The organism is Cytobacillus oceanisediminis, assembly GCF_004366035.1.
GTDB classification, from domain to species: domain Bacteria; phylum Bacillota; class Bacilli; order Bacillales; family Cytobacillaceae; genus Cytobacillus; species Cytobacillus oceanisediminis_C.
The window spans coordinates 256,277-274,719 of record NZ_SOEE01000008.1 but is presented as its reverse complement, the minus strand read 5'-3'; the positions used below and the strand labels follow the sequence as shown (position 1 = coordinate 274,719).

Sequence of the window (18,443 nt, the reverse complement as noted above, 5' to 3'; positions counted from 1 at the left end):
GTGAAATAAAGTGCGAGTAACGCAATCAATGCTATCAAATAACATGCTTCGAAACTTAAGCAACAGTTACAGCAGACTGGACAAGCTGCAGGATCAAATTTCCACCCAGAAGAAATTCACCAAGCCATCTGACGATCCGGTTGCTGCAATGATGGGGATGAACTATCGTACGGATTTGAACCGGATTCAGCAATATACCCGCAATATTGGAGAAGTTAGAAACTGGGTCGACAGTACAGATGATGCCCTGGATAAAGGGGTTCTGGCCCTCCAGCGAATCAGGGACCTGACTGTTCAAGCAAGCAACGGCACGCTGGAAGGAGATCAGAGGAAAGCAGTTGCTGAAGAAGTAAAACAGCTTAAAGAGCATCTGCAGAATCTAGGCGATACACAAGTTGGCGGAAAATATATTTTCAATGGCAATGAGACAAATGTACGTCCATCTGAGTCAGGTTTTCAGAGTGGAACCATCGAGCTTGAGGTTTTTTCAGGCATCAAGATTCCTGTCAACACGGAAGGAAAAGCATTGTTTGGGGACATGCTCAGTGATGATGGAGATATCCAAAAACTAATCACAGCTCTTGAATCGAATGATCCAGCTGTTGGGGATATGCTAAAGAATATTGATAAGAACATAGATACTTTCTTGTCTGCCCGTGCACAAATTGGCGCCAAACAGAATCGGGTCGATTTGATGGAGGACCGCCTTTCCCAGCAGGAAGTCTTCTCAACGAGAATCCTTTCCGATAATGAAGACATCGATATGGAGAAAGCCATCATCGAGCTCACAACCCAGGAAAGCATCCATCGTGCTGCACTAAGTGTGGGGGCAAGGATCATACAGCCATCCCTGACTGACTTTTTAAGATAATCAGTGAAAAGCTATCCATCAGTGATAGCTTTTTTTCATAAGAGAGGTGCTTATCATGAACCTTCCGCAGATTAGACTGGAATCCAATTTTATCAAAATGGGTTTAAGGATAGAAAAACCGGTACAGGAGATCGAACAGCCCACTGCCATCCAATCTATCCAGCAGCCAAAGGCCATCCTGGAAATTGAAACAATCCCAGGAAAGCTGACGATCGACCAGACCAAAGCACGCGAAGACGTCGACCTAAAAAATGTCGGCAGAAGAATAGAAGAATTTGCCCAAAATGGCTACCAGGATTGGCTAAAAGGAATGGAGAGAAGAACTGCGCAGGGAACAGAGCTGATGAAAATTGAAAACGGCGGCAATCCAATCGCCTATCAGGCCAAGGAAAACAGTGAAGGTCCTCCTAAACAGTTCAATATTGGCTGGGTACCTTCTCACAATAGTGTAAAGATTCAATACGAACCAGCCAAAGTCAACATCGAAGCCCTGCCGCAAAAGCCAAAGATAGATGTCGAAATCAGAAAACCGGTTCATACCTATACACCTGGTAAAGTCAGCACAGAAATTCTTGAAAAAAACAGCCTAAATATTGATTTTATCAATCTGACAATATAGCAATGAGGTGAAAAGATGAAGATCCAAACAAAGTTTCATGGTAAGCAGGAGATAAATAAGGATGACATTATTCATTTTCCGTCTGGGATACCGGGATTTTTAGATGAGAAGGAGTTTTTTATTTTTCCTCTTGAAGGGACAGACCTATTTGTGCTGCAGTCAGTAAAAACTTCTGAGATAGCTTTTATCGTAACTGATCCGTTTGTACTTTTTCCGGAGTATGAGTTTGATTTGCAAGTAGAGGCATTGGAAAAACTGGGTATCCAAAAAGAAAAAGATGTGGCGACCTTTGCGATTTTGACAGTAAGAGAGCCATTCGAGGAAACAACAGCTAATCTACAGGCTCCACTAGTCATTAACCAAACAAAAAAGCTGGGAAAACAAGTCATACTTAATCACACATCTTACCAGACCAAGCATAAAATCATAAAACCTGAAGAACAGGGGGAGAGATAATGCTTGTCCTCACAAGGAGACTGAAAGAATCGATCATGATTGGTGATGATATTGAGATCTCAATTCTCTCCATCGAAGGTGACCAGGTAAAGCTGGGCATCAGCGCGCCGAAAAATGTTGATATACATAGGAAGGAAATATACTTATCTATTCAGCAAGAAAACAGCAGTGCAACTCAAACAGAAGCTAGTGCTATCGAAAGTCTAAGTAACTTTTTTAAAAAGAAATAAAAAACTTTTCCAAACCATTAAACACCTGTCAAAATAAGTCGATATAACTATTGTAAAGCTGAACAGCAAAAAGGCGGCCGACTTTTCTGCTGGTTAGTAAAACAACCACATGGATGTGGGACATGTACTCAAGGAGGAAGTAAAACAATGAGAATTAATCATAATATTGCAGCGCTTAATACTTATCGTCAGTTGAATAGTGCTTCAACAGCGCAAGGTAAATCAATGGAGAAATTATCTTCAGGTCTTCGTATTAATCGTGCTGGAGATGATGCTGCAGGTCTAGCAATTTCTGAAAAAATGCGTGCTCAAGTACGTGGATTAGATCAAGCATCAGCGAATGCTCAAGACGGTATCTCCATGATTCAAACAGCTGAAGGTGCTTTAAACGAAACACATTCAATTCTTCAACGTGTACGTGAATTGGCTGACCAATCTGCGAACGGTACCAACACTGCTGACGACCGTAAAGCGATTCAGGATGAAGTAACACAGTTAAAGTCAGAAATCGACCGTATTGGTAATACTACCGAGTTTAATACTCAAAAATTATTGAATGGTAACTTGAAATCAGCCGGTGGTGCTTCTGTTGGACAAAATACAACAACAAGTGCAATTGTTGCGAAACAAACATCAGGAAATATTTCTGGAGCGGTAACTAACGCAACTGCTGGTACAGATTTTGTAGCTGAAACAATAAAAGTTGATGGGACAGACATAACTGTTAATTGGCAGAATTTAAGTTCAGAAGAACAAGCTGTACTGACTGCAGCTGATACTGATGCAAATTCTATGCAGAAGGCTGCAGAACTAATTGGTAGAAAAATTAATGAAGCTATTGATGCTTCTGGTAAAAATATTGCACATGTCAATGCTTACAGTGATGGAACAAACTTAGTTGTTGAAAGTGGTACTAAAGGTACTGATTCAAAAATAGCTGCCGGAAGTGCCGGTATTTTAAAAGCTATGACAGGTGGTTCAGCTACTCCAACAGATGGAACAAGTGTTTATAATGGAACAGCTGTGGCGACTACTGATTTGTATAATGTAAATATTAATGGAGTTAATATGGAAGTAACACCTGGTGCTGCTTATGGCAATGGTGATGATATGTCCGACATAGCTACTCAAATGCAGACTGATATTAATACTGCTATAGCTGCCGCCAATGGTGTATCAGGTGCTTCATCTTCCGCAGACCCAGGTTTTATTGCGGATGTTAAGGTAAATATAACTGCAGATGGTAGATTCGAGATTATCAGTGAAAGTGGTCCAGTATCATTTAGTGATAAACCGGGTGCATCGGCTGTATCAGACTTGGGATTAAGCCAAGCACAGACCGAAGCTGGTGGTAGCGGAGGAATGACATTCCAAATCGGAGCAAATAAAGGACAAACCATTACATTTGGAATTAATGATATGCGCTCCGCTGCACTGGGTATTTCAGGTGTCGATGTATCTACACAGTCAGGTGCTTCAAGTGCCCTTGAAAGTTTAGATAAAGCAATTAAATCAGTATCATCTGAGCGTTCAAAACTTGGCGCTGTGCAAAACCGCTTAGAGCACACAATCAACAACTTGAACACATCTTCTGAAAACCTAACTGCTGCGGAATCTCGTATCCGTGACGTAGACATGGCTAAAGAAATGATGGCTCAAACTAAGAACTCTATTCTTTCTCAAGCAGCACAAGCAATGTTGGCTCAAGCAAATCAACAACCACAAGGAGTTTTACAACTTCTTCGTTAATTTTAGAAAATTATGAAAGGTACTCTAGCTTTGCTAGGGGCCTTTTTTATGTCCATCTAATTTAGAAATTTCCTTCACTTCCAAACTCCATCTTAACAATCCAAAACTCATACCGATATAAAACCTAAGAAGTTATTTAATATAGGTAGGGGATTATAATGATAGAACGCGTATCAACTCAAAATATCTCTCTTACAGCTAGATTAATACATACCAATGAAAATTCAAGTGAATTCCACAGAAAAGAAGTAAATAAAGAAATACCTGTTCTGCCAAAACTAAGTGGCCAAATAAAGGAAGAGCAGTTGACAGAAGTAGTCATTAGTATGAACGAGTTCTTACAGGCTTCCCATACGTCGTTAAAATTTGTTCTTCATGAAGAGTTAAATGAGTATTACGTAACATTAGTTGATGACCTAACCCAGGAAGTAGTAAAGGAAATCCCATCAAAGAAAATGCTGGATATGTACGCAGCCATGACGGAATTTGTTGGGCTGATGGTAGATAAGAAGATTTAAAGGAGGAGTTCACAATGGTAAGAATCGGAGGTCTGGCGAGCGGAATGGACATTGACCAGCTTGTATCAGATCTAATGAAGGCAGAACGGATGCCATTAGATAAATTGAAACAGAAAAAGCAGGTTTTAGAATGGCAGCGGGATGATTACCGGGCAATGAATTCATTGCTTTTGGATTTTAGAAGTGAATTAACAAAGATGAAACTAACTACTAGTTATCGAGCTAGACTGGCGACTTCCTCAAATGAAGCAATGGTTATGGCCACAGTAAGCAGTGCAGCCAGCCAGTCTTCTTACTCGATTTCGAAAGTAACACAGCTGGCAAGTGCTGAGACTCGTGTAAACGGCGGCAGCATTTCTGCGGATGGAAAATCTATAGATCCTAGCAAAAGCCTTTATGCACAGGAAAGCAGTTTTATGTATAAAGGCAATCATACAGATTCAAATGGAAACACTGTCGCGAGTGCGTGGAAAAATGGTGCCGTTTTAACTAAAAATATTGATGTGACCGATCCAGCTGTCATTAATTTCGGAGATATGTCCAAGGTGGATCTAAGTGAACTTAGCTCCTGGAGTGTAAAGGTCAATGGGGTAGGGTTTAATGCGCTGAGTGAGGCAGAACTGAGTGCAGCGAACCGTCCTTTAAAAGAGAATGAAGTGCTGGTAAAAGAAGATGGAACCCTGCAATTCGGTAAGGAACCTGCAAAGGGAAGTGTCATTAAGATTGATTATGTGGCTGCTGAACGGACGGGTTCACACGCTATTTCAAGCAGCACTTCTTCCATTCAATTGGCACAAGGTGCCTTGAACGAAGTGAAAAGCATTAAGATAAAAGAAACAACGTCCGGAACGACCACTGAGAAAACTTTTTCAATGGGCAATATCGTAAATGGAGAAAGAGAAATACTCGATGATGCCAATAAAGTGGTAGGCACCCTTAACTATGATACAGGAAAAATCACATTTAATGCTGATATGAAAAAGCCGGCAGAGGGATCTAGTACAACGATGAGCCTGGAGATAGCCTATGACCACAAATACACTGCTTTTTCCGTAGATACCTCTACCTCTAAAGGGGAGCGTCATGATTCTTTCCTTATTTCAGGCAGCGAGTCTCTGAATAATGTCATCAGTAAAGTCAATGCTTCAAGCGCTGGTGTGAATATGTTCTTTGACAGTGCTACTGGTCAAATGACGATGACCCGCAAAGAGACAGGTGATTTTAATAAAATTGGAGCTGAGATCACGACAAGCGGCAGCTTTCTGAATGATGTTCTGCGCTTTAAAGGGGCTGCGGTCAAAGAAGAAGGAAGAAACGCTGAATTCGTGATTAATGGATTGGCTACAAATCGGAGCTCAAATACATTTGAAGTTAACGGTGTTACCTTTACTCTTAAGCAGACGTTTGAAGATCAGCCGGTCAGCATCAATGTCAGCAATGATTCCACAAAGGTTTTTGATAATATTAAGGCATTTGTGGATAAATACAATGAAATGATCGATAAAATCCAGAAAAAAACGGGTGAAGAGCGTTATAGAAGCTACACCCCATTAACCGATGAGCAGCGTGAGCAGCTTTCGGACAAACAGCAGGAGCAATGGGAAGAGAGAGCGAAAAGCGGTCTTTTGCGCAAGGATTCTACGCTTCAGTCTGTTTTATCAGGGATGCGAATGAACTTTTACCAGCCCGTATCGAATGATCTTGTTTCTCCTCTTTATAATCAGCTGGCCAGTATCGGCATTAAAACGACCAGCAATTATTTAGAAGGCGGTAAGCTTGAAATTGATGAAGCCGCCCTGAAAAAGGCAATCGAAGATGATCCTGTGTCTGTTGAGAATCTTTTTAGAGGAGAAGGACAGACAGACGGGCAAAGAGGGATTGCCCACAGGCTTTATGATACCGTGAACGCTGCGATGGATAAATTGAAGACAAAGGCCGGAAACAGCTTTTTAACCAATCAGCAGTTTACCATCGGCAGGGAACTCAATGATGTAGGAAAACGGATTGATAGCTTTGAAAGTAAATTAAAGCAAGTTGAAGACCGCTACTGGCGCCAATTCACCGCCATGGAAAAAGCGATCCAGCGGTCCAATGAGCAGTCCATGTTCCTCATGAACCAATTTGGCGGCATGTAATAAAAAGGAGTGTTACAAATGGCAGTAAGCAATCCATACCAATCATATCAGCAAAACTCAGTGAATACAGCATCTCCGGGAGAGCTGACACTGATGCTATATAACGGCTGCCTGAAATTTATCCATCAGGCGAAAAAAGCCATCATGGACAATAACATTGAGGCAAAAAACACCAATATCCAGAAGGCGCAAAATATTATTCAAGAGCTGATGGTGACGTTGAATATGGATGTAGAGGTTTCTCAAAACATGATGTCTTTATATGATTATATGAACCGGAGACTGATGGAGGCGAATGTCAAGAATGAGGCAGCTATTCTTGATGAAGTCGAGGGCCTTGTATCCGAATTCCGTGATACCTGGAAGGAAGTCATCCAGGTCAATCGCCAGAAGCAATTCTCCCAAGGCGGCACAGTGTAGTGAGTTCGGTACAAAGTTTTTATGATTTAACCCTCAGGCTTATCCAAACTCTGGAACATCTAAATCTTGACCGTGATGCAAAAATGAATGAGGTCGACATCCTGCTTGAAAAACGCCAGCAGGCAATGGCTGGCATAGCTCCTCCATATACAGATACCGAAAAGGATCTGGGAGCCAGGCTGATCAGCCTCAATGCAAAAGTCACCCAGCTGATGACAAGGGAAAAGCTGTTTATTCAAAAAGACATCAAAGACTTAAGCGTAAAAAAGGAATCAACCGGAAAATATGCAAATCCCTATCAATCCATGGCAACGGACGGCATGTTTTATGATAAAAGAAAATAGGTGACTAACTTTGTTGACTCTGACCGAAGAGCAGTATGTTTTTATGAAGGAATACAGCGATCTATTATATACCATTGATGAGGCTTTTGATTATATCGTAAAAAGTTTTAGCGATTTCAGTAAAACAGAGGGAGATCGGCTTCTTGGTGATGTTTTTCAGGCATTCCCTCAAGTCGCGTCAGCTCATGAACAGCTTAGCCATCTTGTTCAAGGCAATCAGACGATGCTAAAGGCTATTGCTGATATTAGTGCAGTAGCTGATCAGGCTGAACTCCTTATTCAGAACTTTGACGATCTTCCCGTTAGACAGGAGATCATTTCGAAAAAGCTCTATCCTGCTTTTGCACAGTGGCATAAAAATATTCAGCAGGAATTAAATCCATATATTCAGTCCTAAATGCGATAAGGCATAAATAGCCAGGAGGTGTTCCCTTGGATATCCCCTTAATGTCTATGGTCTTATCCCAAGGCCAGGTCCAGCAGCAGGCATCCATCTCGCTCATGAAAAAAGCCATGGATCAAGCAGAGGGAAATGCAGAATTTATTAATAAGATGATGAGCGGTTCTCACATACAGGCCCTCCAGCACGCAGTCCAGCCCCACTTGGGCGGCAATATTGATATAAAAGGATGAGCAGCAAAAGGAGCTGCTCGTTTTTTTATATACGTCACCAATTCGACAAATATTATCAATCTTTTTATCAGTTTCAGCAGGAGTTTTTAGGGGTAAAATAGAAATATAAATACATAGTCTTAATATACTTTTAAGACTAGGCATTTCCTTTTCAGACATTACTGGTGATTTTCACAGTAAACGCTATTGAAAAGGCTGTCATTGTATAATGAGAAGGAGGAGTTCACGTATGAATTACAACATTCGTGGTGAAAACATTGAGGTAACTCCAGCAATTAGAGAGTACGTAGAGAAGAAAATTGCTAAGTTAGAAAGGTATTTTACTGAAACTCCTGATGCAAATGTACATGTAAATTTAAAAACGTATAACAATAACCGTTCTAAAGTGGAAGTAACGATTCCGATGCCGAATCTGGTTCTTCGTGCAGAGGAAGATCATGATGATATGTATGCAGCGATTGATCTGATTACAGATAAATTGGAGCGCCAAATCCGCAAACATAAAACAAAGGTGAACCGCAAATTCCGTGAAAAAGGCAATCTGACGGCTGTGTTTGCAGCGTTGGAAAATGAGATAGAGGCGCCGGAAGCGGAAGATGAGGATAACGACCTTGAAGTTGTCCGCCAAAAGAGCTTCGACCTGAAGCCAATGGACAGTGAAGAGGCAATCCTGCAGATGAACATGCTGGGCCACAGCTTCTATGTGTTCACGAATGCAGAATCTAACTTAACTAATGTAGTGTACAAGCGTAAAGATGGCCGCTACGGTTTGATTGAAGCGCAATAATAAAACGTGAAAACCCCGCTGCTAAGGCGGGGTTTTCGTTTGTTTGGGTTCACTATTGGGCTATTTGCAGGAATTGGTCTGCTATTTGCAAATTCGCCGTTCTATTTGCAGAAATGCCGAAGTTATTTGCAAGAATTATACTTCTCTTTGCAGGTTTTCCCGACCTAATTGCATCGTTCACAATTTCAGTAAAACGACGCTTCCAAAAATCCGCCTAAATCGTAAACTTCTCCAATTCCCTTTCCATAACTCCAGTCATTTCCTTCAGCTGCTCTACTTTCACCATAACCTGCTCAAACGCGCGAAGCTGTTCCTCGGTAGACGCTGAGATTTCCTCAGTTCCGGCAGCCGTTTCTTCGGTTACCGCTGAAATATTTTCCACAGCGCTAATGACCTGCTGGCTCATATCACTGGAGGTTTTCATATCTTCAACCAATTTCTCCAGATGGCTGTGAATGCCTGAAACATGTCCGGAAATGGTTTCAAAGACTTGTTCTGTCTCGCTCATCGATTGGGATTGCTCTTTTGAAAGGGCATGTCCCTGCTCGGTGGCATTGTAAATATTGTTGATGCCATTTTGGATGTTGCTGACCATCGAGGCGATCAGATCTGTTGCTTTGGAAGAGGAATCGGCGAGCTTCCGGACTTCTTCCGCCACCACCGCAAATCCTTTACCTGCTTCACCTGCACGGGCTGCTTCAATAGCCGCATTTAAGGCCAGCAGATTTGTTTGATCCGCAATATCTTTAACCGTGTTGGCTGCCCCTTCAATTTCCTTGGTGAACTGGGCAAATTCACTGACAGAACTTCTAATATGGTTAGACGAACTGGAGATCTCTTCAGCAAGTCTCATTTGTTTTTCTAAAGACACTCTGCCTTGATCAACAGACTCCAATGCCTGTGTGCTTTGTGTGGCGCTTTGCTCGCTGGAATGGTGAACAGCTGAAAATTGTTCGCCCATTACGCTCATTAACTCGGCGGTTGCCTGAACGTCTTCAGAAATGGCTTGGCTTCCTCTAGCCAGTTCATCCGTTGAAACAGCCACCTGGCTGCTGCTTTCATTTAAGCTGTGCATATAGGAAGCCACATCCTCGGCAAATCCTTTTACATTTTGGCTGACTTCTTCAATGGATTGCACAGTTCCTTTTAAATTCACCACCATTTTTGAGAAGGCCTCCGTTAGTTTATCAACTTCATAGCGGCTGTTCTCTTTAAAGGAAAGCTGTGATAAGTCTGCTGTTAAATCTCCCTCTGAAATTTTCTCTGCCTTTTCTACAATCGCATTAATTGGTTTTGTAATCTTTCTGGCAGCCATCCATGAGAAGATAGCAGATAACAAAATAAGCAGCACGCTTCCTATAAGGGAGGAATTCGTGATAAAGGCGATTTTCTGGCTGGTCTCCTGAAGAATGCCTTCATACCATTCATTTGTACGCTTCTTTAATAGGTGCATATCATTTAAAATGCCGGATATTCTTATGCTCTGGCGCTTGATTTCCGCTTTGTTTCCCTTGTTGAAGGCTTCGGTAGAAACTTCCGACAGCTCCGCATATTTTCCTTCAATGCTGCCGATGATTTTTTTATGCCCGGGAACTGAGGCAACCGAAGAGAGGGAAGCCAGACTTTCCTGAACTTCTGTCATCATGGTTAGTGCCTGGTCCTTGTTGGCGTCACTTGAATTGTAGGTATAGTTGGCAAGCGACTGGCTTGTCACTACCAGGCTTTGCTCCAGGTCCTTCACTTTCAGAAGAAGGTCCACATCATCTTTAGCGGAGCTTTGAATGTTTAACGTCTGGTATATGATAAAGCCTATCATGCTGACCGATAGCACGAGCGGGATCAGCGTGGCAATAATAAGGCGGTTTCGTAATGTCATCTTGGATGCTCCTTTATTCAGCTGTTACTGTGATTTTTCCATTGATTATGTCTTCAGTTGCTTTTTTCAATGCAGCTTTCTGCTCCTCTGTTAAGGAGATTACGCGTATTTCAGAAAGGCCGACACCGTTTTCTGCCAGTCCCCATACATAAGATGAAGCCTCGATTTTTCCACTTTCCTTCAATTCTTTAGCTAAGTTAAAAACAGCAATGTCGATGTTTTTGACCATCGATGCGGCAACGGCTTTTTCAGCAACAAAATATTGGTCGGAATCGACACCGCCGGCAAGCACGCCTTTTTCTTCCGCTTTTTTCAGTGCGCCAAAGCCGGTGAATCCGGCAGCAGGGTAGATAAAATCGGCACCCGCAGCAATTTGCTTCTCAGCTATTTCCTCACCCAGAGCAGCATCTCCAAATGTTCCGGCATATTCTGTCAATATTTCTATTTTCGGATTGAAGTGCTTGGCACCTTGAATAAATCCATTCTCAAAATGGTGGATGACAGGCACATCAACACCGCCGATAAAAGCTAGTTTGCCCGATTTGCTTGTCATGGCAGCAAGCATCCCGACAAGGAAGCTGCCTTCATGCTCCTTAAAAGTAAGTGATACCACATTATCAAGCTCGGATACGGCATCAATAAGCAAAAATTGCTGATCTGGATATTTCTTTGCCGCCTTTTCGAGTGCTTCCTGAGCGGAAAAGCCCAGCCCGATGACAAGGTCATGATCTCCTTTGACCAGCTCTTCAAGCGGCTTTTCAAAATTTCCGTCCGGGGCTTCTTTGTAATCAAACAGAATGCCCAGCTCATCACGCGCTTTTTCCAGGCCCCGGAAGGCAGAGTCGTTGAAAGACTCATCTCCCAGGCCTGTATCAGATAGGAGAATGCCAATTTTATATTCTTTATTTTGTTTTGTGCTTTGTTCAGAGGCAGAGCAGGCTGCCAGAAGTAAACTGAATAGAAGCAGAATAGGTAGTAGTTTTTTCAAAGTAAACCTCCATGTTGTAGTATTTCGCCTTACCTATTATCGGCAGAAAGACGGAGGTCTTAAGTCTGATGTCAGACCCTGACTCAAAAAGTTGGCAAAATAAAAAAGCCTGCATACCACAGGCTTCAACATCATTCTTCCAGGACCTTATATTTTTGCTTCAATGACTCCGGTGCCATTTTCACCATTTGCTGAAGGACAAAGGATGTAATCACAATATCGTCCGTAAAGCCGAAGATCGACAGGAAGTCAGGCACAAGATCGAGCGGCAGAAGGATATAAAGAAGTCCGGCCGCAACAGGAAAAAGCTTTTTACCGGCTGATACTTCCCTTGAGAGAAAGTAATCCCTCAGGAAGGGCAGGAACCTCCAAAACTTGAATACAAATTTGATGCGTTTGAGAAACTTCATTTAGTTCACCTTTTTCTAGTTCATTCGCTGAAAGGAAACTGCCACCTGAATGCGGGGCGGATTTTTCACCTCAAGTGTGGCAACTGATAGATAGCTTGTTTCAAGTATGCTTCAAAAAGTAAATAGAATTAACCACTTTTGCAAAGTGTTCAATTAGGTATAAATCTCCTCTTTTTATAATTTGTATGGTTAAGAGGGGACATGTTACACTCGTATACTTCCTCCTTAGGAGTGGTTATCGAATAATCGTGATTTTATCCAGGTCGGCGCTTTTGACGCCTTCGTTAAAAATCAATCTTGTTTTAAATTGAAAAATCCGGTTTGGTGCAGAGCAGGGAATGTCTTCAGGCAGCTGGAAGTTAAAGTCCATTTTGTTGGTTTCTTCTGATTCAATGACTTTGGTGGATAGAATGGTCGATGTTCCGATCACTTCCTCCTTCTCTTCGTCAGGTGACGCCATGACCAGGTCACACTCAATTCGCTTAATCTGCTGATCAATGGTACCTCCTTCAATCAGGAAGGTTCCGCTCACATTTTCACCCGGCGTATATTGAAGCTTTGGCAGCTGCAGATCAATTTTTGCAGAACCTATTCCAAGCATTGACATATATTTTCGTAGAATCAACAACGATCTCTCCTCTAATTTTATAGGGGGGAGCTGCTCGCTCACACCACAGTTTTTTTCTGTTTCCTTCTTTACGTACTAATAATGATAAAGTTTCAAGTAATTTTCCTTCTACCTATTCCTCCATTTTATAAAGTAAAACGTAAGGCGGTGCGGGCCTGTATACAAAAAGGGCCTTTACCACGGTGGTAAAGGCCCATAAATAAAGACCTCTACCGAATTTGGTAAAGGTCTTGCTAACAATTGTTTAGATTGCCAACAAAGCCGAGAGCATTTGCTCCGTAATGACGACTCTGCTGTAAAAGCTACTCCCCTTTAGGAGAACTATTCAATTTATAGCTAAATCATATTGTATATCTTACACTTTGTCAATATTTCAACATTAGTTTAGTTTTCCGAAATAAATACTAACATAATATTTATATAATTTGATATAATCAGAATTAATTATTTTAACACTTTAATACAGAGGTGAACTCCATGAACTTTGATTTCCACAGCCACCCATACCCATCGCAGCGAACGACCGTCATGGCGAATAACGGCATGGTGGCAACTTCCCAGCCGCTTGCGGCACAGGCTGGATTAGATATGATGAAAAAAGGCGGAAATGCCATAGATGCAGCAATCGCAACAGCAGCTGCCCTTACTGTCGTTGAACCGACATCAAACGGAATCGGCGGCGATGCATTTGCACTTGTCTGGACCAAAGGGGAACTGTATGGGTTGAATGCAAGCGGCCCTGCTCCAAAGTCCATTTCCATAGAAGCTTTAAAGGAAAGAGGCTTCGAAAAAATGCCGACGCACGGCTGGATGCCGGTTACAGTGCCTGGAGCACCATCCGCATGGGCTGAGCTTTCCAGGCGATTCGGCAAGCTTCCGTTAAAAGATGTCCTTCAGCCCGCAATTAATTATGCTGAAAAAGGTTATCCTTTAACACCAATTCTCGGCAAGTACTGGCAGTATGCTTATAAAAGGTTCAAGCAGATTCTGACGGATGATGAATTCCAGCATTGGTTTGAAACCTTTGCTCCAGATGGCAGGGCTCCTGAAGTTGGTGAGATCTGGCGCTCTGAAGGGCATGCTGCCACTTTAAGAGCCATTGGCGAAACGGATGGCGAGAGCTTTTACCGCGGGGAAATTGCTGAAAAAATCGATGCTTATTCCAAGAAATATAATGCATTCCTATCAAAGGAAGACCTCGCAGCTTACAAGGCGGAATGGGTTGACCCCATCAAAGTTCATTACCGCGGATATGATGTCTGGGAAATCCCTCCGAACGGCCAGGGTCTTGTCGCACTTTTAGGCTTAAATATCGCAAAAGGTTTTGAATTCCGGGATAAAGAAACGGTGGATACATATCACAGACAAATAGAAGCGATGAAGTTAGCTTTTACAGACGGCAAGGCATTTATTACAGATCCTGCGGAAATGAAAGTGACAGTTGAAGAATTGCTATCAGAGGAATACGGTGAATCGCGTCGCAGTGAGATTGCCGGCGAAGCTCTGACACCTGAGCCTTACCAGCCGCCGCGCGGAGGTACTGTTTATCTGGCGACAGCAGACAGCGAAGGTAATATGGTTTCCTTCATCCAAAGTAACTATATGGGCTTTGGATCCGGGCTTGTCGTTCCTGGAACGGGAATTGCCCTTCAAAATCGCGGACACGATTTCTCTCTTGATCCGGAGCACCATAATGCACTGAAGCCCGGCAAGAAAACGTACCACACGATAATACCTGGATTCCTGACAAAAGACGGAGAAGCAGTGGGACCGTTCGGTGTGATGGGAGGCTATATGCAGCCGCAGGGACATATGCAGGTGGTCATGAATACAGTGGATTTCCACTTGAATCCGCAGGCAGCCCTTGATGCGCCAAGATGGCAGTGGATTGAAGGGAAAAAGGTCCAGGTGGAACCGCACTTCACTAATCATATTGCACAGGCTTTGGTGCGCAAAGGCCATCAAATCGAGGTAACCGTTGATACAGGCGGATTCGGCCGAGGCCAAATTATCTGGCGTGATCCGAAAACAGGTGTGCTTATGGGCGGAACAGAGGCGCGCACAGACGGATCTATCGCCGCCTGGTAATAAAAAATGAGGAAGCAGCGCGCATATAAGAGTAAAATAAACATATAAAAGGAATTGGGGAGCGGAAGAAATGACCGCTCCTTCAACCTGCTTTTTTGGGATGCAAGCTGAAAAGGGACATGGCTTGTCTAAGCAATTGGTTAGAGGATGTGAACACATGAAACAAAAGGAGATTTTCATTGCGTTTTTTCGGTCGGGCATTTTGGGTTTTGGCGGCGGGCCTTCTGCCATTCCGCTAGTTCATAAAGAGGTTGTGGATACCTTTAAATTTATGGATTCAGACGAGTTTGGAGATATATTAGCCCTCGCCAATGCGCTGCCCGGACCTATTAATACAAAAATGGCGGGATATATCGGCTATCGGGTAGGCGGGTTTCTGGGAATGCTGAACGCGCTGATAGCTACAATGGTCCCAACCATCATTCTTATGATTGTTCTTTTAACAGCATTAAATAACTTAAAGGATCAGCCATGGGTTGCCGGCATGACAAAGGCGGTCGTTCCCGTTGTTGCTGTTATGCTGGCCACTTTAACCTGGGATTTTATTAAAAAGTCTACAAAGTCATCACTCGGCTGGGTTTGGACATTTCTTTTTGTAGCGGCCAGCTTGGTTCTTATCGAATTTGTGAATATTCATCCTGGAATTATTATATTTATTGCACTGGTGACTGCCCTTCTGAAAAAGGATGCTGCAGAAAAAAATGAAGCTAAAAAGGAGAGGAATCCGGCATGATATATGTACAGATTTTCCTGGCATTTTTCATCCCCGGAATCCTTGGATACGGCGGGGGACCTTCGTCCATTCCCTTGATTGAACATGAAGTGGTAGACAATTATGAATGGATGACAACGAATGAATTCAGTGAAATGCTGGCAATGGGCAATGCACTGCCAGGTCCAATTGCAACAAAAATGGCAGGCTATATTGGCTATGAGCAGGGAGGGGTTCTTGGATCTATAATTGGTGTATTTGCAACAGTGGCACCTTCCATGATTCTAATGCTCGCATTGCTTGGTCTGCTGATGAAGTATAAAGAATCCCCCCGTGTTAAGCGGATGACCAATTATATTCGGCCGATTATCGCCGTCCTGCTGGGGGTTATGACTTATGATTTCCTATTCTCTTCTTATGATGGAATCGGCATCTGGCAGACGCTTTTCATTGGACTGCTTAGTTTTTTCCTTTTGGAAAAACTTAAAGTGCATCCCGCTTTTGTTATTGCAGGGGCGCTGGTTTATGGGGGGATTTTCTTAGCGTAATTGGCAAAACAATAAATAAGCGAGAAACGGTGAGTATTTGGGGACTCACCGTTTTTTGTTTCTAATGGAGGCCTGCTGGAAAGCTGTTAGGACGCGAACTGACCGATATATTGAAAAGCTGACCGATAAAAGGGAAAATGTGACCGATATACCTGGATAGTGACTGATAAAATAAAAAACTGGCCGATAAAACTGATAAAGTAACCGAAATCAGCTAACTCCATTAAAAAACCACCCAATTTCAGCTTCCTTAACCTGCCAAATGTTTAAATCCGCTTGATTAATGCCTAAACTGCTGATAAATGTTAGGATAGTAGAGTTAAACGAATTTGGTAGGAGAGATTTATAAGATGTCAACAGTAAAAGTAAGCAGAAATGAACCGTGCCCGTGCGGGAGCGGAAAAAAATATAAAAAGTGCTGCGGCAGCAAAGATGCTGTTTCAATTAAGGATGTTTTGAATCACGAAGTTCTTGAGCTTCAAAAGGAAGTAAGGGCTTATGCGCTTACTCATTTTGCAGATGACATGAATGAAGATTTCATGGATCTTCAGGATATCCTTGAAGACATTGAACCAGAGGAAAAAGAGTTCTATGAGTTTGTACACTCTTTTTGGTACATACTCTATGGAACTCTGGAAGAAATGGAATCCGTAATGGTTGAGTTCATCCATGCGAAATTACCGGCTGTGGCACGCCCGCGCTTAAAAAACATTTTAAAATCGTGGGCAGACAGCAAAGCGGCAGCTGGAATACTGACCGAAGTGACTGAAAATAAAGCAGCGATTAAAGATTGCCTGACCGGGAAGGTTTACAATATCTCTCTATTTGGTGATATGGATGTTAATGAAGGAAACTTTGCCTTTGCCATGCTTCTTCCCTATGGAGAAGAGTATGTAGCGTTTCCGGCCATTTTCGATCTGCCAGGAGAAAATGCTGCACAGTTTGCAGATTACATTCAGTATTCATTTGAAGATGCAAAATACGATGATCCTGAAGAATACTTGGCTGAATACTTCATTGACCTCATGAATGACACGCCAAAATCGCTGACAGTTCCATCAATGGAAAATTTCGACTGGCCAACAAAGGGTGCAAAGCAGGTGGCCGACATGTTTAGGGACCATATGACAGATGCCGGCGAAGAACCATGGCTCACCGGGATGGGGATTTCACTCTGGATGGAGTATCTGACGAAAACGGGAAAACAGGTCAAAAAGCCTGACAACTATGTTGCAGGTCTTCGTTACCTTGTGAGCACGATAGCGCCAACAAAGGAAAATCTCACTCAGAAGGAATTTGGAGAGAAATACGGAATCAATGCGAACCGTGTCTCTGCTTATTATGGTGAAATTTATGATGCAGTTGAGGAAACCATTATTGAACTGATTGAATCGTCGAATTCATAAAAACGGAGAGCATTTTTGCTCTCTTTTTTTGCGGTAAAGTGGATCTGGCGCGGACTGACCGATAAAAGTAGAATATGACCGATATAACCAGAAAGTAACCGATAAACATAAATTTTGACCGATAAATCTGGCAAAGTGACCGATATACCTTCTCTGCATTGAAAATGAATTAAGAAAGCAGGAAAATTTGTCTTCGCAAACGAATTCTATCTTCAAACCTAAAAAGGAGTGCTGCTTTTGATTGAAAAAGACAGATATATCCCCATTAGAATACAAAAAAATCATGCATTGCTGAAAAGAATTGCGAAAAATCATTCCAAGCGGTTAATGGTCGAATCAGATCAAACCAGGAGATTAGCAGGTTATAAAGGGGAGCAGGCAATTGACTTCCACTTAAGCAAACTGCCGGAAAAAGAGCATATGATCCTCCATGACCTGCGTCTTTCAAACGGAAAGCATTTTTTCCAGATTGATACGCTTATCTTAAATCCTGCTTTTGCCTTAATTTTAGAAGTGAAAAACTATGGCGGGACCTTATATTTCGATCCTGATTTCAATCAATTGATCCAAACAAATAGCAAAGGTGAAGTCAAAGGCTTTCCAAATCCGATAGAGCAAGCCAGAGTACAATCTTCCGAAATGAAAAAATGGCTATTGAAACGCAATATCAATATTCCGATTGAGTTTTTCATCGTCATCAGCAAACCCTCTACCATTCTTAAAACCGCTCCAGGCAACGCGAAAATGCTCCAAAAAGTTCTTCATGTTCAATTCCTTCTGAAAAGTATTGAGAAAATAAAGGCCTCCCATAAAAAAGAAGTCCTATCTCCAAAAGATATGAAGAAAATCTCCCGCTTCCTTCTAAAAGAACATACCCCAAAACAATTTGATATCCTAAAGCATTATGAAATCTCAATATCTGATATACAAACAGGGTTATCTGCAAAGCTTGCTCTTTCTATCCAATAAAACGCCATTATGGAACATGGTTTTGCACCAAATGCCAATCTAAAGACAAGAATGCA

General features: G+C 42.3%; 22 protein-coding genes. 17 read left to right on the top strand and 5 right to left on the bottom strand.

Features of this window, described 5'->3' with window-relative positions; translation table 11 throughout:
- The first annotated feature begins 10 nt into the window (after window positions 1-10).
- The 12 genes from flgL to hpf all read left to right on the top strand — a co-directional run bounded on the left by flgL (window position 11) and on the right by hpf (window position 8,762).
- Window positions 11-871, top strand: a complete 861-nt coding sequence (flgL, locus tag DFO72_RS20865) for a flagellar hook-associated protein FlgL (RefSeq protein WP_113883818.1) — start codon at window positions 11-13, stop codon at window positions 869-871.
- A 55-nt stretch (window positions 872-926) separates the two neighbouring features.
- Window positions 927-1,490, top strand: coding sequence for a DUF6470 family protein (locus DFO72_RS20860; protein WP_113883817.1), 564 nt, complete (start codon window positions 927-929; stop codon window positions 1,488-1,490).
- 15 nt (window positions 1,491-1,505) lie between these two features.
- Window positions 1,506-1,946: a flagellar assembly protein FliW gene (gene fliW / locus DFO72_RS20855; RefSeq protein WP_113883816.1), complete on the top strand. Its 441-nt coding sequence runs from the start codon at window positions 1,506-1,508 to the stop codon at window positions 1,944-1,946.
- Entirely contained in the window at window positions 1,946-2,176 is a 231-nt protein-coding gene (csrA, locus tag DFO72_RS20850; RefSeq protein WP_113883815.1) for a carbon storage regulator CsrA, read from the top strand. The genes fliW and csrA overlap by 1 nt, the downstream gene beginning before the upstream one ends.
- 147 nt (window positions 2,177-2,323) lie before the next feature.
- Window positions 2,324-3,925 (top strand): flagellin, encoded by a 1,602-nt coding sequence (locus DFO72_RS20845; RefSeq protein ID WP_113883814.1) that lies wholly within the window; start codon window positions 2,324-2,326, stop codon window positions 3,923-3,925.
- Window positions 3,926-4,083: 158 nt separating this feature from the next.
- On the top strand, window positions 4,084-4,443 hold the full coding sequence (flaG, locus tag DFO72_RS20840) for a flagellar protein FlaG (RefSeq protein WP_113883813.1): 360 nt from the start codon (window positions 4,084-4,086) through the stop codon (window positions 4,441-4,443).
- A gap of 14 nt (window positions 4,444-4,457) precedes the next feature.
- Window positions 4,458-6,578 carry a flagellar filament capping protein FliD gene (fliD, locus tag DFO72_RS20835; protein ID WP_113883812.1) on the top strand — a complete coding sequence of 707 codons (2,121 nt, stop codon included), beginning with the start codon at window positions 4,458-4,460 and terminating at the stop codon, window positions 6,576-6,578.
- 18 nt (window positions 6,579-6,596) lie between these two features.
- On the top strand, window positions 6,597-6,998 hold the full coding sequence (gene fliS / locus DFO72_RS20830) for a flagellar export chaperone FliS (protein WP_113883811.1): 402 nt from the start codon (window positions 6,597-6,599) through the stop codon (window positions 6,996-6,998).
- A complete protein-coding gene (locus tag DFO72_RS20825) occupies window positions 6,998-7,342 on the top strand; it encodes a flagellar protein FliT (RefSeq protein ID WP_113883810.1) in 345 nt (114 codons plus the stop codon). The genes fliS and DFO72_RS20825 overlap by 1 nt, the downstream gene beginning before the upstream one ends.
- Before the next feature lie 13 nt (window positions 7,343-7,355).
- The gene (locus tag DFO72_RS20820; protein WP_243856223.1) at window positions 7,356-7,739 is read left to right on the top strand and encodes a hypothetical protein; all 384 of its coding nucleotides are present in this window, start codon (window positions 7,356-7,358) and stop codon (window positions 7,737-7,739) included.
- A 35-nt stretch (window positions 7,740-7,774) separates the two neighbouring features.
- Window positions 7,775-7,975, top strand: coding sequence for a YjfB family protein (locus DFO72_RS20815; RefSeq protein ID WP_166672527.1), 201 nt, complete (start codon window positions 7,775-7,777; stop codon window positions 7,973-7,975).
- 229 nt (window positions 7,976-8,204) lie between these two features.
- On the top strand, window positions 8,205-8,762 hold the full coding sequence (gene hpf / locus DFO72_RS20810; RefSeq protein ID WP_113883808.1) for a ribosome hibernation-promoting factor, HPF/YfiA family: 558 nt from the start codon (window positions 8,205-8,207) through the stop codon (window positions 8,760-8,762).
- 214 nt (window positions 8,763-8,976) lie between these two features.
- On the opposite strand, the gene DFO72_RS20805 is transcribed toward hpf, so the two are convergent.
- From DFO72_RS20805 to DFO72_RS20790, 4 genes are all read right to left on the bottom strand, one after another.
- Window positions 8,977-10,638, bottom strand: coding sequence for a methyl-accepting chemotaxis protein (locus DFO72_RS20805; protein WP_113883807.1), 1,662 nt, complete (start codon window positions 10,636-10,638; stop codon window positions 8,977-8,979).
- Window positions 10,639-10,651: 13 nt separating this feature from the next.
- Entirely contained in the window at window positions 10,652-11,626 is a 975-nt protein-coding gene (locus tag DFO72_RS20800; RefSeq protein ID WP_113883806.1) for a BMP family lipoprotein, read from the bottom strand.
- Window positions 11,627-11,757: 131 nt separating this feature from the next.
- Window positions 11,758-12,036 (bottom strand): YkvA family protein, encoded by a 279-nt coding sequence (locus DFO72_RS20795; RefSeq protein ID WP_113883805.1) that lies wholly within the window; start codon window positions 12,034-12,036, stop codon window positions 11,758-11,760.
- A 235-nt stretch (window positions 12,037-12,271) separates the two neighbouring features.
- Window positions 12,272-12,661 (bottom strand): sporulation protein, encoded by a 390-nt coding sequence (locus DFO72_RS20790; protein ID WP_113883804.1) that lies wholly within the window; start codon window positions 12,659-12,661, stop codon window positions 12,272-12,274.
- 480 nt (window positions 12,662-13,141) lie between these two features.
- On the opposite strand from DFO72_RS20790, the gene DFO72_RS20785 reads away from it, so the two are divergent.
- From DFO72_RS20785 to DFO72_RS20775, 3 genes are all read left to right on the top strand, one after another.
- Entirely contained in the window at window positions 13,142-14,752 is a 1,611-nt protein-coding gene (locus tag DFO72_RS20785; RefSeq protein ID WP_113883803.1) for a gamma-glutamyltransferase family protein, read from the top strand.
- Between the two features lie 157 nt (window positions 14,753-14,909).
- Window positions 14,910-15,485, top strand: a complete 576-nt coding sequence (locus DFO72_RS20780) for a chromate transporter (RefSeq protein ID WP_113883860.1) — start codon at window positions 14,910-14,912, stop codon at window positions 15,483-15,485.
- Window positions 15,482-16,012: a chromate transporter gene (locus DFO72_RS20775; protein WP_113883802.1), complete on the top strand. Its 531-nt coding sequence runs from the start codon at window positions 15,482-15,484 to the stop codon at window positions 16,010-16,012. The genes DFO72_RS20780 and DFO72_RS20775 overlap by 4 nt, the downstream gene beginning before the upstream one ends.
- 86 nt (window positions 16,013-16,098) lie before the next feature.
- Here the strand turns inward: DFO72_RS20775 and DFO72_RS29615 are convergent, their stop codons facing one another.
- Window positions 16,099-16,236, bottom strand: coding sequence for a hypothetical protein (locus DFO72_RS29615; protein WP_166672526.1), 138 nt, complete (start codon window positions 16,234-16,236; stop codon window positions 16,099-16,101).
- Window positions 16,237-16,362: 126 nt separating this feature from the next.
- On the opposite strand from DFO72_RS29615, the gene DFO72_RS20770 reads away from it, so the two are divergent.
- Window positions 16,363-17,418: a YecA family protein gene (locus DFO72_RS20770; protein ID WP_113883801.1), complete on the top strand. Its 1,056-nt coding sequence runs from the start codon at window positions 16,363-16,365 to the stop codon at window positions 17,416-17,418.
- A gap of 237 nt (window positions 17,419-17,655) precedes the next feature.
- Entirely contained in the window at window positions 17,656-18,387 is a 732-nt protein-coding gene (locus DFO72_RS20765) for a nuclease-related domain-containing protein (RefSeq protein WP_113883800.1), read from the top strand.
- The last annotated feature ends 56 nt before the right edge of the window (window positions 18,388-18,443 follow it).